At 48.6% G+C, this 14,040-nt stretch carries 12 protein-coding genes; 9 read left to right on the top strand and 3 right to left on the bottom strand.

The features are described 5' to 3' along the window. The first annotated feature begins 39 nt into the window (after positions 1 to 39). Complete coding sequence (locus B0H99_RS03705) at positions 40 to 291, top strand: RNA polymerase sigma factor (RefSeq protein WP_106532284.1); 252 nt, start codon at positions 40 to 42, stop codon at positions 289 to 291. 122 nt (positions 292 to 413) lie between these two features. Continuing rightward, positions 414 to 1,349, top strand: coding sequence for a phosphotransferase family protein (locus B0H99_RS03700; RefSeq protein WP_106532283.1), 936 nt, complete (start codon positions 414 to 416; stop codon positions 1,347 to 1,349). Positions 1,350 to 1,418: 69 nt separating this feature from the next. On the opposite strand, the gene B0H99_RS03695 is transcribed toward B0H99_RS03700, so the two are convergent. Further along, complete coding sequence (locus B0H99_RS03695) at positions 1,419 to 2,033, bottom strand: DUF7010 family protein (RefSeq protein ID WP_106532282.1); 615 nt, start codon at positions 2,031 to 2,033, stop codon at positions 1,419 to 1,421. A 217-nt stretch (positions 2,034 to 2,250) separates the two neighbouring features. Between B0H99_RS03695 and B0H99_RS03690 the strand changes: the two genes are divergently transcribed. Genes B0H99_RS03690 through B0H99_RS03675 form a run of 4 tightly spaced genes read left to right on the top strand, consistent with a single transcriptional unit; the run spans position 2,251 to position 6,639 of the window. After that, a complete protein-coding gene (locus tag B0H99_RS03690) occupies positions 2,251 to 2,718 on the top strand; it encodes a MarR family winged helix-turn-helix transcriptional regulator (RefSeq protein WP_181313560.1) in 468 nt (155 codons plus the stop codon). A 5-nt stretch (positions 2,719 to 2,723) separates the two neighbouring features. After that, positions 2,724 to 4,448 (top strand): ABC transporter ATP-binding protein, encoded by a 1,725-nt coding sequence (locus B0H99_RS03685; protein WP_106532281.1) that lies wholly within the window; start codon positions 2,724 to 2,726, stop codon positions 4,446 to 4,448. Then, positions 4,445 to 6,298, top strand: a complete 1,854-nt coding sequence (locus B0H99_RS03680; protein ID WP_106532280.1) for an ABC transporter ATP-binding protein — start codon at positions 4,445 to 4,447, stop codon at positions 6,296 to 6,298. Before B0H99_RS03685 ends, B0H99_RS03680 begins: the two co-directional genes overlap by 4 nt. Further along, complete coding sequence (locus B0H99_RS03675; RefSeq protein WP_106532279.1) at positions 6,295 to 6,639, top strand: hypothetical protein; 345 nt, start codon at positions 6,295 to 6,297, stop codon at positions 6,637 to 6,639. The genes B0H99_RS03680 and B0H99_RS03675 overlap by 4 nt, the downstream gene beginning before the upstream one ends. 511 nt (positions 6,640 to 7,150) lie before the next feature. On the opposite strand, the gene B0H99_RS03670 is transcribed toward B0H99_RS03675, so the two are convergent. After that, on the bottom strand, positions 7,151 to 7,987 hold the full coding sequence (locus tag B0H99_RS03670; RefSeq protein WP_106532278.1) for a DUF817 domain-containing protein: 837 nt from the start codon (positions 7,985 to 7,987) through the stop codon (positions 7,151 to 7,153). A gap of 265 nt (positions 7,988 to 8,252) precedes the next feature. Here B0H99_RS03670 and B0H99_RS03665 point away from each other — a divergent pair, with 265 nt between their 5' ends. Beyond that, positions 8,253 to 9,029 (top strand): alpha/beta fold hydrolase, encoded by a 777-nt coding sequence (locus B0H99_RS03665; RefSeq protein WP_106532277.1) that lies wholly within the window; start codon positions 8,253 to 8,255, stop codon positions 9,027 to 9,029. A 15-nt stretch (positions 9,030 to 9,044) separates the two neighbouring features. On the opposite strand, the gene B0H99_RS03660 is transcribed toward B0H99_RS03665, so the two are convergent. Next, positions 9,045 to 9,902 (bottom strand): CPBP family intramembrane glutamic endopeptidase, encoded by an 858-nt coding sequence (locus B0H99_RS03660; RefSeq protein WP_181313559.1) that lies wholly within the window; start codon positions 9,900 to 9,902, stop codon positions 9,045 to 9,047. A gap of 247 nt (positions 9,903 to 10,149) precedes the next feature. On the opposite strand from B0H99_RS03660, the gene B0H99_RS03655 reads away from it, so the two are divergent. Both B0H99_RS03655 and B0H99_RS03650 read left to right on the top strand, forming a co-directional pair. Next, the gene (locus tag B0H99_RS03655; RefSeq protein ID WP_106532275.1) at positions 10,150 to 12,180 is read left to right on the top strand and encodes a penicillin-binding transpeptidase domain-containing protein; all 2,031 of its coding nucleotides are present in this window, start codon (positions 10,150 to 10,152) and stop codon (positions 12,178 to 12,180) included. Between the two features lie 149 nt (positions 12,181 to 12,329). Beyond that, a complete protein-coding gene (locus B0H99_RS03650; RefSeq protein ID WP_106532274.1) occupies positions 12,330 to 13,925 on the top strand; it encodes a glycoside hydrolase family 13 protein in 1,596 nt (531 codons plus the stop codon). Positions 13,926 to 14,040 lie beyond the last annotated feature (115 nt).

Raw genomic sequence — 14,040 nt, 5'->3', positions numbered from 1 at the left:
TTCTTTTCGCCCGGGTAATTTGAGGGTGGGGGTGGCAAGTTGACTACAGATGAGCTTTTGTTGATAAGAATTTATAATCGGGAACACCAGGCATTAAGCGAGTTATATGATCGTTATTCTCGCTTGCTATGGAAAATCTCTTATCGCGCTGTTCCAGATCAAGCTATCTGTGAGGAGATAGTCAGCCGTATATTCAATGACGTCTGGGCATCCCCGGAAAAGTTCCAAAACAAGAAATTGCCTTTGATTATGGTCGAATATTGCTATAATTGCATTGATACTATGCCTTAAGTGAATGCTCTTAACACCTTGCCCCGCAAGGTGTTTTCTTTTGCTAAAATTGACGCCCATCATGCAGCCGCCTACACTGAAGCTATTAAAATTCAGCGTAATTGGAAAGAGGAGGCAATAAGATGGATAAGAACAGCGAACGGTTCAAGGAATTGCGCCATAAAAAAGTCCGGCTCATACCTTTTACTGTTGAAAAAATCACCGAATCACCCATTCGGCCGACAAGTCTTGAAACTACGGGCATTCTTAAAAAAATGGGGCTTTCCTCAGTTGAATCATGCGTAGAAATACAAGGTGGGTTTGATAGCCGGGTGTTTAGAATAACTGCGCCGGGAGCTGCATACGCATTGCGGCTTTTGCCCTCACAAAAGTACGATCAGTTTATCCAGGAAAAGAAGATGATGGATATTGCCGCAAGAAACGGCGTGCCGGTCCCGAAAGTCCGAAAAATCCAGAAAATTGATGGCTGGGCGGTAATGTTGATGGAATGGGGAGAAGGGCAGACGATTTTAGAGGCGCTTGCGGAAGGTCCCGAAAATGCAGAAATATTGGGGATGGGATTCGGCAAAATCCAAGCCCGGATCAATCAGGCTGCAATTCCGGATTGCCACGGGGAACCGCGCTCCTGGCTGACGCCTTCCAGACAAGAAGCAGAAATTTTGTCGGCTATCCCAAGGATTGATTCAAAAGCTGTTTTGCTTCATCTCGATTATCATCCATTAAATGTATTGACCGATGGCCGGAACGTTACAGTAGTCCTTGATTGGGCAAATGCCACTTTTGGCGATTGCCGTTTTGACATTGCCCGTACTTTTTCAATCTTTCAGTTGGCGGGCCATAGAAATTTCAAGCTGCATCCTCAAATTTTAGCGGACTTTGAATGGGGCTGGAGAAAGGGATACGCAGAATTGGCCGGTCCGTTTGAACAGTGGGACTCCATGAATTTGTTTTATGCATGGAGCGGTGAGCGGTTGAAACGGGATTTGGAAGCAAGGATGACTGAAGAAGATAAGAAGGAAATTGATAGGTGGACAGCAGACTGGCTAAAAAATAAATAGCTGAAAATGCATAATGAATAAAATAAAATCTGCAGGAGCGAACACTTTTCGCTTTCTGCAGATTTTATTTTATTCCCCGCGTAATTGTTTAATCAGAGGCAAGCCGGAAAGCCAGATAAAATAAGCGGTTGCCCATAAAATCAAGGCAGCGCCAAAGCCGACAGCAGCAGCCCAGACGGTGATTTGATAGGAACCGAGGGTTGCAGTTTCAGGAAGAAAGAGGACCGTGCAAACGGCAAGCAGACATAAAAGAGTACCTGTGATGAAATGCGTTTTCTCGCGAAAAAGATAAGCTAACGGAAAAAAATGTGCTCCGACGATAAAGCACATGACAGGGAAAAACCACTCCATATGACCGCTTCTAGATAGAAGAAAGGCTGCCAGCCAAATCAACAAAATTTCGGCTAGAAATGTAAGGTTAAAACCGAGCTGGAGAGCCTTTTCACGTTTTCGGCTTTCTGGGCTTTTGCGAGCAGGTGCGCGCTTTGCTGAAGCGAATACACGCATTCCCATCACAAAGAGAGAAATACCGATAAAAACAGCTATTCCAAGAAGCCAATAACTGCCCAGTTCACGCAGTCCGATAATGCCGACGCTTGCCCACACCGTTCCAAAGAAACCCAAAAAAGTAATGCCGTTCGCTATCCCTTTTACATCGGATTTATAAACCGTTTGGTTAACCATAGACAGCAGCCCCTTTTCTTTTTTAGATGAATGCTTTGTATTAATACGGACCAAAGGGAAGAAAGTTACACGAAAAGCCGTGAAGACATGCAGTGGAAATTATGCTTGTGCATAAGTGAACGGTCCCAGTTGACTCAAGGAATCTTTAGGAGTAAATTTAAAGGATCAATAGCGAACAGTTCCATTTAGAACTGTTCTTGTGGGGAGGAAATAGAAGGTGCCAACTGAAAATCAAAGCATCATGCGCTCGGTCGAGCTTTTGCAGTCGTTTGCAAGCGTCCAAAAAAACTTGTACCGCTTTGTCCAGAAATCGGCAGCGGACAACGGCCTGTCGGTGCCGCAATACACGGTTTTAATCACGTTGATTTCCGAATCCGCAATGACGCAGAAAACAATCGGCGAGAAAACGTTTTTGCCGAAAAGTACGCTCAGCCAAGCCGTTGACGGTTTGGTGAAAGAAGGGCTGCTTGAGCGTCAGCAAGTGGAAGGCAACCGCCGGGAAGTACTTCTGTCGGTAAGCGAGAAAGGAATCGGATTTATCAAAGAGCTTCACTTGAGAGAAGGAAGTGTTCTCCGCATATTTGAAGGAGTGCTGGATGCACTGGACTCGCGGGAAGTTGATAGCCTGCTCACGACTCATTCACGCATCGCTGCTTTGCTTGAAGCGATTGAAATAGAGGAGTAGTTAACATGATTAAAATTCTGAAAAACTTAACTGTTTATAAGTGGCTGATTGCAGCTGTCGTCCTACTGGTCTTCATCCAATCCATGGCAGACCTTTATTTGCCGAGATTAATGGCGGATATTATCGACAATGGCGTGGTTACCGGGAACACTGCATACATCTGGGAAATCGGCGGCATTATGCTTTTGGTGTCTGCAGCCGGGGTCATCGCTTCGATTGCCGCAAGTTTTTATTCGGCTAGAACAGCGATGGGCCTTGGCCGCGATTTGCGTCGCCGGGTGTTCAATCACGTCGGGAAATTCACGCTGCAGGAATTTGATAAAGTCGGAACGGCGTCGCTCATCACACGGACAACAAACGACATCACCCAAGTGCAGCAAGTGGTCATCATGATGCTGCGCATGGTCATCAGCGCACCGATCATGCTGGTCGGTGGCTTGATCCTGGCGATTTCACAGGATGCTAAACTGTCGCTCGTCATTTTGGCGGCAATGCCGGTGCTTGCCGGTTCGATCATTTTGATCTTCAAAAAAGGGATGCCGCTGTTCAAGGAAGTACAAAACCGCCTGGATCGCCTGAACTTGGTGCTGCGGGAAAACTTGACGGGTATCCGCGTCATTCGCGCGTTCAACCGGGAAACGGAAGAGCAGGTGCGCATGACCAAAGCGAATCGCGATTTGACAGACGTATCGATCAAAGTGAACAAAATTATGGCATTCATCATGCCGGTCATGATGCTCGTCATGAACTTGACGGTTGTCGGCATTATCTGGTTTGGCGGCATCCGCATCGATGCCGGCGCTCTACAGATCGGTGAATTGATGGCCTTCATCCAGTACGTCATGCTGATCATGTTCGCACTCGTCATGGCTTCGGTCATGTTTGTCATGGTTCCGCGTGCGGCCGTATCGGCCAACCGCATTAACGAAGTGCTCGAGATGGAGCCTTCTTTTGTTGATAATGGAATCAAAAAAGCGGACCGTGAACGCGGCACACTCGAATTCGACAATGTGACGTTCAGCTATCCGGGAGCCGAAAAACCGGCACTGTCGAATATCTCGTTTTCGGCAAAGCCGGGGGAAGTGACGGCGATCATCGGTGGGACAGGTTCCGGAAAAACGACACTTATTAACTTGATTCCGCGCTTTTATGAGATTGAGAGCGGAGTGATCCGTGTGAACGGCGTTGATATCCGCGAAGCTTCGCAAGATGAAGTGCGCTCGAAAATCGGCTTCGTGCCGCAAAAAGCGATTCTTTTTACGGGCACGATTGTGGACAATATCCGTTTCGGAAAACAAGACGCTACACAAGCGGAAATCGAACACGCAGCGCACGTTGCGCAAGCTGCAGAATTTATTGAGCGGATGCCAGAAGGCTATGAATCGGAAATCGAACAAGGCGGTTCGAACTTATCAGGGGGGCAAAAGCAGCGCTTGTCGATTGCGCGTGCATTGATCCGGAAACCCGATTTGTATATATTTGACGATAGCTTCTCGGCGCTCGATTACAAAACGGATGCCCGGCTTCGCGCAGCATTGAAAAGTGAAACGAAAGACGCAACGGTGCTGCTCGTCGCCCAGCGCGTCAGCACCGTCGTCGACGCAGACCGCATCATTGTTTTGGAAAAGGGTCGAATTGCAGGCATCGGCACGCATGAAGATCTTCTTGAAACCAACGAAGTTTACCGTGAAATCGTGCTATCCCAGCTGACAGAGGAGGAAATCGCATGAGCCAAAAACAACCTCAACGCAGCAGCGGATCCGGGCACGGTCCTGGCGGCATGATGATGGTGCCAGGCGAAAAGCCGAAAAATTTCAAAAGAACACTGCGGCGCTTGCTCGTCTACTTGAAACCGCGGCGCAACAAACTTCTTGCAGTATTTGGAGCAGCCATACTCAGTACAATCTTTATGATCGTTGGTCCGAAGATCATGGGTATCGCCATCACGGAACTGTTCGAAGGAGCATACGGCAAATTTACGAATACGCCCGGTGCATCAATCGATTTTGGCCGCATCGGCGAAATTTTATTGCTGCTTGCAGGACTTTACGTAATCAGCAGTTTGTTTAGTTACATCCAGCAATTTATCATGTCGACCGTCGCGCAGGACACCGTCTTTGATTTGCGCGAAGATGTGAATAAAAAACTCGAGAAGCTGCCGCTGAAGTATTTTGACGGCCGGCCTAACGGCGAAACATTAAGCCGCATGACAAACGACATCGATACGATCGGCAGCACGCTCCAGCAAAGTTTGACGCAGTTTATCACCTCGATTGTCACGCTTGTCGGGATCATCATCATGATGCTGTCGATTTCACCGCTGTTGACGGCGATTGCGCTGGTTTCATTGCCCCTGTCGATTTTTGTGATCGGACCGGTATTGAAACGCTCGCAAAAGTATTTCGCCAAGCAGCAAAAAACCCTCGGCGAGCTGAATGGCCATATTGAGGAAATGTACACCGGCCACCAAGTCGTCAAAGTATTCGGCCATGAGAAAAAATCAGGCGAGCAGTTTGACGCAGTCAACGAAGAACTATATCAAGCCGGAAGCAAAGCGCAGTTTATTTCCGGAATCATCATGCCGATGATGATGTTTATCGGCAATATCAGCTATGTATTGATTTCAGTCGTCGGCGGGATTTTGGTGACGCAGCGCACCATTTCGATCGGGGATGTCCAAGCGTTCATCACCTATTCCAAACAGTTTACGCAACCCATCACACAAACGGCCAACATCGCCAACATCGTCCAGTCGACGGTGGCTGCGGCGGAGCGGGTGTTCGAACTGCTCGACGAAGAGGAAGAAGTGAAAGAACAGACAGGTGTTACACTTGAGCGTGCAGAAGGTTCCGTGGAATTTGAAGATGTCGATTTTGGCTATGGCGAAGAGCTGTTGATCGAGAACATGAACATCCATGTTCTTCCTGGCCAAACGGTCGCCATCGTTGGACCGACCGGAGCCGGCAAGACGACGCTCATCAATTTGTTAATGCGCTTCTACGAATTGAACGGAGGCAGCATTAAAATCGACGGGCTGGATACACGCGCCATGTCGCGTGACGACTTGCGGAAAAACTTTGGCATGGTGCTGCAGGATACGTGGCTCTTCAACGGCACCATCAAAGACAATATCGCCTACGGCAAAAACGGCGCCACCGATGAAGAAATTTTTGCCGCCGCACGCACGGCGCATGCCGATAACTTTATCCGCACCTTGCCGGACGGCTACGACACGCTTTTGAATGAAGAAGCATCGAACATCTCGCAAGGCCAGAAGCAGTTGTTGACCATCGCGCGCGCTGTGCTCGCCGATCCGCCGATCATGATTTTGGATGAAGCAACATCAAGCGTCGATACGCGCACTGAAGTCTTTATCCAAAAAGCGATGAACCACTTGATGAAAGGCCGCACAAGCTTCGTTATCGCGCACCGTCTGTCGACCATCAAAGACGCTGACCTGATTCTCGTCATGGACCAGGGCAAAGTGATCGAACAAGGCACACACGCGGAATTGCTCGAGCAAAAAGGATTTTACGAAGAACTATATAACAGCCAGTTTGCTGAAAAAGTGGCTGGATGAGAAAAAAGCTGACCCTTTTTGGGTTAGCTTTTTTTGTTGGGATTCATGTAGGAGCTGTGAAAGTGTGTGTAGAAAGGTTGGTTCGTAATGAAAGAGGCGTGAAAGTTCATGAAGAAACCGCGAAACTTCATGATAGAATGCGAACACTTCATGAAGCAAATTTTGGCAAACGGTTCGCTCCACCTGCAAGCGACACCCTTATTCTGGTGTCGATGCGAATAAGAATAAAAGAAGAGAACCTTATCTCGAAGGGAAAAGATAAAAGACGTATAGATGGCTTTTCGCCAAGGCGAAAAGCAACCTTATGGGGTTTGAACTTTGGTCTTTGGCTGTTCGCGTAGCGAACAGCTTCCATATGTCTTTTGATCTATGGTCTTGGAGCGCCGCTTTTTTAGAAAGTGATGATGAACTGGGAAAAGTTTGTGTTGAAAGATCGATACTATGTAAGAAGGTGAAAAGTTCATGTAGAAACGACGATACTTCATGATAGAATGCGAAAACTTCATGAAGCAAATTTTTCCAAACTGCTTGCTCCTGTTCCAAGCGACGCCAGCCGGTCTTAGGCTGTTCGCCGCGCGAACAGCTTCCATATGTCTTTTGATCTTGGTCTTGGAGCGTCACTTTTTTAGAAAGTGATGAAGAACTTCTAGGAGTTCATGTTGAAAGCTTGATACATCATGTAAGAAGATAAAAATTTCATGAAGAAACCATCATACTTCATGATAAAACGACAAAACTTCATGAAGAAAATATTTCCTCCCAACCAGTATCAATCATTCCTCCCAATCCCAACCCAATCTTCTTAATCCACAAAAAAGCTGATCGCCTAAGCGATCAGCTTACTCATCCTATTCATTTTTCACCCTCCAAAGACACCATTTTTCGACGGAAGCCGGGAAATCTTGCTGCTTTGCTTTCTGCACTTTGCGCGAGCCCGCTCTTCACCCGTTTCAACTGCGCTACGATGATGATGCTAATGATGACCAGCAAGAACCAGGAGGAAATTTTCCCGATATGCACGAGCGACCAGGCGGCTTGCTGGTCCGGATATTGCCAAGCTCCAAAGAACGTGACGATGTTTTCGGCAATCCAGATAAAAAAGCCGACGAGCAAAAACGCTAAAATTGCGTGCATTTTATAGACGCTGCCGCTCAAACGGAACATGACAACCGTTTTATAGAAAACGACAAACAATAAAGCTTTCAACACCCAGCGGATGTCGTACGAAAAGTGGTGCGTGAAGAAGTTTGCATAAATCAGTACGCTGATGCTGATAGCGTAAACGGGTTTTGGCCAACCGTAAATGTGGAGGTCGAGCCGCCGCCATGCTTGGCAAATATAGCTTGCGACACTCGCGTACATAAAGCCGCTGTAGAGGGGGACACCCCAAAATTTGCTGTAAGCATCTTCCGGGTACGTCCACGATCCCATATGCACTTTAAACAATTCCAGCCCCAAGCCGATTACGTGGAACAAGCAGATCACTTTGAATTCATCTGCCGTTTCGAGGCGCGATGCCAGCATGAACCCTTGGGCCGCTAAACAAACAAGCAGGATAAAGTCATACCGGGGCAATCCGGGGATTTCAATAAGCTTTGAAACAGCGAGTGCCCCGAAAATGATGACCGGAAAAATGCAGGATAAGGCTTGCAGATAACCGAACAAAAACAGATTCTTCATTGGCAACAAACCTCCACTTCCTGTTGCGCTTCAACGGTTGGCTGAGCGCGCACTCGGATTTCAGGCAAAAGACAACCCGAATAGCAATCTTTTTTCAAACGGCGCGTTATTGTTTTAATTTAAGACGAAACAAATTTTACTTAAGTTTCTTAGTTGAAATTAAAAACCGTCCAAACTTCCCAAAGTATCTCTGGCCAAACGGGGTATAGGATTAGAGCAAGAAAAAGCTTGATGTGCATTCGACCGATTTTATTCAGAAAAAGGAGGAAGAGGTATGCCGAAGTTTGATGCAAATGGAGTGGAGTTGTATTACGAAGAAGCGGGGGAAGGAACGCCGCTGGTCTTGATCCATGGTTTGACCGCAAACGCTCGGGCGTTTCAGGAGGAAGTGGATTATTTCCAGGAGAATTTCCGGGTCATCACGTATGATTGCCGGGGACATGGCCGTTCCGACAAGCCGTTGAGTTTTACGCTGAATGACCATATTGAAGATGTGATTGCGCTGCTTGATCACCTGAATATCAAAAAAGCGCATGTGCTCGGAGTTTCGATGGGCAGTTATATCGCGCAAGGCGTGGTGCTTGCGCATCCGGAGCGGGTCGAGAAATTGGTGCTTGTCGTTTCCAAGTCGAACGGAAAAACGTCATCGACGATGGAACTGTTCAACCGTTACGCCGATGAAATTGAAGGCATGGACGAACAGCAGCAGCAAAAGCATTTGTTCAAATACATGTTCCACAACATCGCTGCGGTGGAAGAATGGCAGGAAGAATCGGGACTCAATGATCCGGACTTGACCATCGTCCAGCAGGCCGCTGCCAATAAAGCGCTTGAAGGCTTCGATTTCCGTTCGGCTTTGCCGACCGTCGTTTCCCCGACGCTTGTCATCAGCGGCACGCACGATGGCTTGAATCCGCCGGAGCGCGGGCGCGAACTTGCCGGATTGATTGGGGATGCCGTGTTTGTTGAATTTGAAGATTCGGGCCACGCGCCGAACGTTGAAGAACGCGAACGCTTTTTGGAAGTGGTGACGGATTTTCTGATGGCGTGATAAAGAAAAACGAGCTTAGAGAGGGTCTCTAAGCTCGTTTTTTTCTGGTTCGTTATACGATTCCAACAGCTTGGTGAATTGTTCATCCCTCAGCTTTTTCTCCAAACCGCGCGACAGCCCCCAGATGGCTAACAGCATGGCAAACGCACTGCAGACCAGCATCGTCGCGTATGGCCCGGCTTCCGAATAGACTTCCGCGCTATTGATGATGTAGAGCCAGTCCGGCCGGGCGCCGGGCACGAACATCATATAAGACGCGACCGAATTATTCAGGGAGTGGAATAAAATCGGGACAAGCAGGTTGCCGGTCCGTAAAAATAGCAGCGAAGAAAGGACGCCGAACAAAAACGCGCCGACGATATCGGCGTGCAGCATGCCGAAAATAAGGCTTGAGATAAACACGCCGCTCCACATCGTCGTCTTGGCAATAATCCGCTTTAACAATACCCCTCGGAAAATGAATTCCTCAGCAATCGGCCCGATCACCGTAATAATGGCAAGGGTAAAGACCGCATACAACGTATTGCCGGGCAACGGGATCGACCCGGTAAAAAAGTCGACAAGCCAAGGCGCGACCGGCAACAGGATATACATCTGGAACCACAGCATCCCTGCAGAAAACATGAACGACAAACAGACGAGGCCGGCGACAACCGGCACCCAGCGGCGGAGTCCGTGGAGGAACAGCACATTTTTAACAGAGGTTTTTTGCTTATGGAAATAATAGCTGAAATACAGGACAGGCACAAAAACATACAGGACTAGTTGAAAAACCACTTCGATCATTTGGTCGCTTGCGGAAAGCTCGAACATGGCGATGATGGAAACGCTGATCGCCAACGCAAGAAATCCAAATAAATGCCGAGCGGGCATTTCTTCGAACATCTGCCGCACCGCCTCTCTTATCTGTTGTGAAAGACAAAAGCTGAAGAGCGAGAAAACGGGAAAAATCGTCTAGTATTCTCAAGTTATTAGGACTCATCCGAATAAGCGATAAACTGTGAAACGGCTATACAACAAAGCTTTTACTTATTTTATAACAGGAAACGCATAAAATCACGTTATATATTTCTAAAAATTCTGTCAAATGATACACTGAAAGAAAAGCGGAGGGGCTGCCATGATTAAAACGTGGATCGGTCTATTTTTTGTAGCAGTGATTCTCTTAGCAGGCTGCCAGCCGGAAGAACAAGTGGCGCCAAAAGAGCAAGAAAAAGCGGAAGCCCGATCTTCGCCGGAGGGGCGATTTGAAGAATACGTCAGTTTATGGCGGGCAGGAAATTTTCAGGAGATGTACGATAATTATTTGAATGAGGGGACAAAGGAAGCATACGGGGAAGAGGTCTTCGTCGGCTGGCAGGAACAACTGAAAGAAGAACTGGATGCAACCAGCATCTCGATCGATTATGCGAAGCCGAATGAAAAAAGCGGGGAAGAGTTCGCGGACTTTCCGATTGCGGTCGACATCTCGACGGTAGCAGGGCCGGTGCAATTCGAAAAAACGCTGACGCTGCTTTATGAGAACGATGACTGGTTTGTGGAGTGGGATCCGTCGTTCATTTTTCCCCAGCTTGAAGAAGGCGATCAAGTAAAAACCGAAATCACCAAACCCGAACGCGGTGAAATTATGGACCGAAACGGCAAAGGAATTGCCGTTAATGGCACGGGCTATGAAATTGGCGTGGTGCCCGGCAACTTCGACGAGGGCAAAAAAGAGGAACTCGCAAAGCTATTGAAGACGACAGCTGATGCCATAGACCGTCAGCTGAATCAAAGCTGGGTACGCCCCGGCCATTACGTGCCGATCGGCAAAGTGGCGAAAAGCAATAAAGAGACGCTTGATAAGATTTTCGCCATTACGGGAACCGAGCGCCGGGAAATTCCGCTCCGTGAATACCCATACGGCAAAGCGCTTTCCCATCTATCCGGCTTTATCGGACCGATTACTGCGGAGCAGCTGGAAGAGCTGAAAGGCGAAGGCTATCACGAAGGCGACATGATCGGGCGGCAAGGCTTGGAGCGTTCGCTTGAAGAGCGTCTGCGCGGCGAAGAAGGCATGCGGATTGTCATTGAAAAAGCGGGGGGCGGAGCAGAAAAGATTGCCGCTGCCGAAAAAGAGCCGCAACAAGGTGACACGGTCAAGCTGACAATCGATGCCGATCTGCAAAAAGCGGTCTATCAAGCGATGGATGGCAAAGCGGGAACGAGTGCGGCCGTCAATCCGGATACGGGTGAAACGCTCGTGCTTGCTAGTTCGCCTGCCTATAACCCCAACGAATTTATTTTAGGAATGAGCGGCAGCCGCTACGGCAAGCTGCAAAACGATCCGCTCAATCCGCTGTTCGTCCGCTTTGCAGCGTCTTACGCTCCAGGTTCTGCCATCAAGCCCATGGTTGCGGCGATAGCTTTGGAAGCTGGGACGCTCGACCCGGACAAAGGCATGGAAATTAACGGGAAGACTTGGCAAAAGCCGACATGGGGCAGCTTCCGTGTGGCGCGTTTGCACGACGATGCACCAAATCCTGTCGACTTGAATACCGCGCTCGTCTATTCGGACAATATCTACTTTGCGCGGCAAGCGCTGGATTTGGGGCGCAATGCTTTGGTAGAGGGCCTCGAGAACTTCGGATTCGGGGAGAAGCTGCCGTTTGACGGCTTGGGCCTGGCCACTTCGCAAATTTCAAACGACGGCCACATCACGTCAGAAGGGCAACTCGCCGATACATCGTTCGGGCAAGGGCAGATGCTGACGAATATTCTGCACTTGGCGTCGATGTACGAGCCGTTATTGAACGGTGGGGTAATATACAAACCGGTGTTATTTGAAGAAGACGAAAAAGCACAAGTATGGAAAAAAGAGCTGATTAGCGAGGAAAACGCCGAATTGCTCCGGACCAGCATGCGCAACGTCGTCACCGATGGCTTTGCAAAATCGGCCAACTTGAAAAACCTCCCGCTTGCCGGCAAGACCGGGACGGCGGAGATCAAAGCGGCGACCCGGGACAAAGGAAAGAACAACGGCTATTTTGTTGCGTATAACGAAGAGGATCCAGATTTTATCCTCGCAATGATGATCGAAGATATTGGTGATGATAGCAGCGACATCGTAGCAAAAATGGCGGCGGACGTCTTCAAGAAAACAGCCGAATGAAAAAAACGGCACCTCCGGATTGCGCCAGGTCGATAAGGGGCAGACCGGGGGTTTTTGCTGCATCTATATTAATCTTGTATTATTTTCAATTCCTAAAATGTTCTGTCTTATGTTAGAATGACGAAAGTTCGAGGAAAAGAGGGGATAGCATGGAGGAATGGTGGAAAAAAGCGACGGTCTATCAAATCTACCCGCGCAGTTTCATGGATTCAGATGGTGACGGAATCGGGGATTTGAGAGGCATTATCCAAAAGTTGGATTACTTGAAAGAGCTAGGGGTTGATATTTTGTGGCTGTCGCCGGTCTATGATTCGCCAAATGACGACAATGGCTATGACATCCGCAACTACCATGAAATTATGAGCGAATTTGGCACCATGGCCGACTTTGATGAATTGCTCGAAGAAGTCCACAACCGGGAAATGAAATTGATCATGGATCTTGTGGTCAATCATACATCGGATGAGCACGAATGGTTTCAGACGAAACCGGACTTCTATATTTGGCGCGATGAGCCGAACAATTGGCGGTCGATCTTCAGCGGTTCGGCCTGGCAATACGACGAGAAGCGGGCGCGTTATTACCTGCACTTGTTCACTAAAAAGCAGCCCGACTTGAACTGGGAAAACCCGGAAGTCCGGGAAGCGGTATACGGCATGATGCGCTGGTGGCTCGATAAAGGCATCGACGGTTTCCGCATGGATGTCATCAATTTGATTTCGAAAGACCCGCTGTTCCCGGATGATGATAAAGGAAACGGCAGCATGCATTACATGAACGGCCCGAAAGTCCATGAACATTTGAAGGAAATGAACGAAAAGGTGCTGTCGCATTACGACATCGTCACAGTTGGCGAAACACCGGGTGCGTCGACAAAAGACGCAGTCATTTATACAGATCCGGCTAACAAAGAGCTTAATATGATCTTCACGTTCGAACATATGGAGTTGGATCAGGCAGGCGAGAAATGGGATCTTAAGCCGCTGCGCCTCATCGACCTGAAAGAAAACAAAGAAAAATGGCAGCATGCCCTCCATACAGTCGGCTGGAATAGCCTGTACTGGAACAATCATGACCAGCCGCGCGTCGTTTCGCGCTTTGGCAATGACAAAGAATTTCGCGAGGAGTCAGCGAAGATGCTGGCGACCTGCCTGCATTTTATGCAGGGCACACCGTACATTTACCAGGGGGAAGAGCTTGGCATGACCAATGTCCGGTTTGATTCCATAGACGAATACCGGGACGTTGAGACGCACAATATGTACAAAGAACGGATTGAGCTGGGCTTTTCGCATGAAGATATCATGCAGTCGATCTACGCTAAGGGGCGCGACAATGCACGGACACCGATGCAATGGTCGGCGGAACCGAATGGCGGATTCACAACTGGCACGCCGTGGTTGAGCGTCAATCCGAATTATCCGGAGATCAACGCCGAGCAACGGCATGACGTGAATTCGGTTTACACTTATTACCGGGCATTGATTGCGTTCCGCAAAACATTGGACATTGTGACAACTGGCGACTTTACGCTGTTGTACCGGGAAGATGAAGACATTTTCGCCTACGAGAGAAAGCGCGGCGATGATACCCTGACCGTATACTGCAACTTCTCCGCCAACTCCAGAACCTTGCCGCGGCCGTCGGGTGAGTTTCTGATCGGCAATTACGAGCCGCCAGCAGGAGAAGAAGAACTGGAACTGCGCCCTTATGAAGCCGTCGCTTTTTATGACGAAGTGAAATAACTAACGTCTGCATACCGCTTCGGACGTCTTGGGCATGGCTTAAGCAAGAAGCCGGGAAGATCGTTTGTCTTCTTGCTGCGCCTAGCCCTTGGACGCGCCGGCGCTAACAAATGCT

This window comes from Planomicrobium soli, from assembly GCF_003014655.1.
Taxonomy (GTDB): domain Bacteria; phylum Bacillota; class Bacilli; order Bacillales_A; family Planococcaceae; genus Planococcus; species Planococcus soli_B.
This window is presented reverse-complemented; position numbering and strand designations above follow the sequence as displayed.

Coding starts and splice junctions, on each gene's coding strand:
- B0H99_RS03700 (WP_106532283.1), top strand. CDS start 414: ATGGATAAGAACAGCGAACGGTTCAAGGAATTGCGCCATAAAAAAGTC.
- B0H99_RS03695 (WP_106532282.1), bottom strand. CDS start 2,033: ATGGTTAACCAAACGGTTTATAAATCCGATGTAAAAGGGATAGCGAAC.
- B0H99_RS03685 (WP_106532281.1), top strand. CDS start 2,724: ATGATTAAAATTCTGAAAAACTTAACTGTTTATAAGTGGCTGATTGCA.
- B0H99_RS03680 (WP_106532280.1), top strand. CDS start 4,445: ATGAGCCAAAAACAACCTCAACGCAGCAGCGGATCCGGGCACGGTCCT.
- B0H99_RS03675 (WP_106532279.1), top strand. CDS start 6,295: ATGAGAAAAAAGCTGACCCTTTTTGGGTTAGCTTTTTTTGTTGGGATT.
- B0H99_RS03665 (WP_106532277.1), top strand. CDS start 8,253: ATGCCGAAGTTTGATGCAAATGGAGTGGAGTTGTATTACGAAGAAGCG.
- B0H99_RS03660 (WP_181313559.1), bottom strand. CDS start 9,902: ATGCCCGCTCGGCATTTATTTGGATTTCTTGCGTTGGCGATCAGCGTT.
- B0H99_RS03655 (WP_106532275.1), top strand. CDS start 10,150: ATGATTAAAACGTGGATCGGTCTATTTTTTGTAGCAGTGATTCTCTTA.
- B0H99_RS03650 (WP_106532274.1), top strand. CDS start 12,330: ATGGAGGAATGGTGGAAAAAAGCGACGGTCTATCAAATCTACCCGCGC.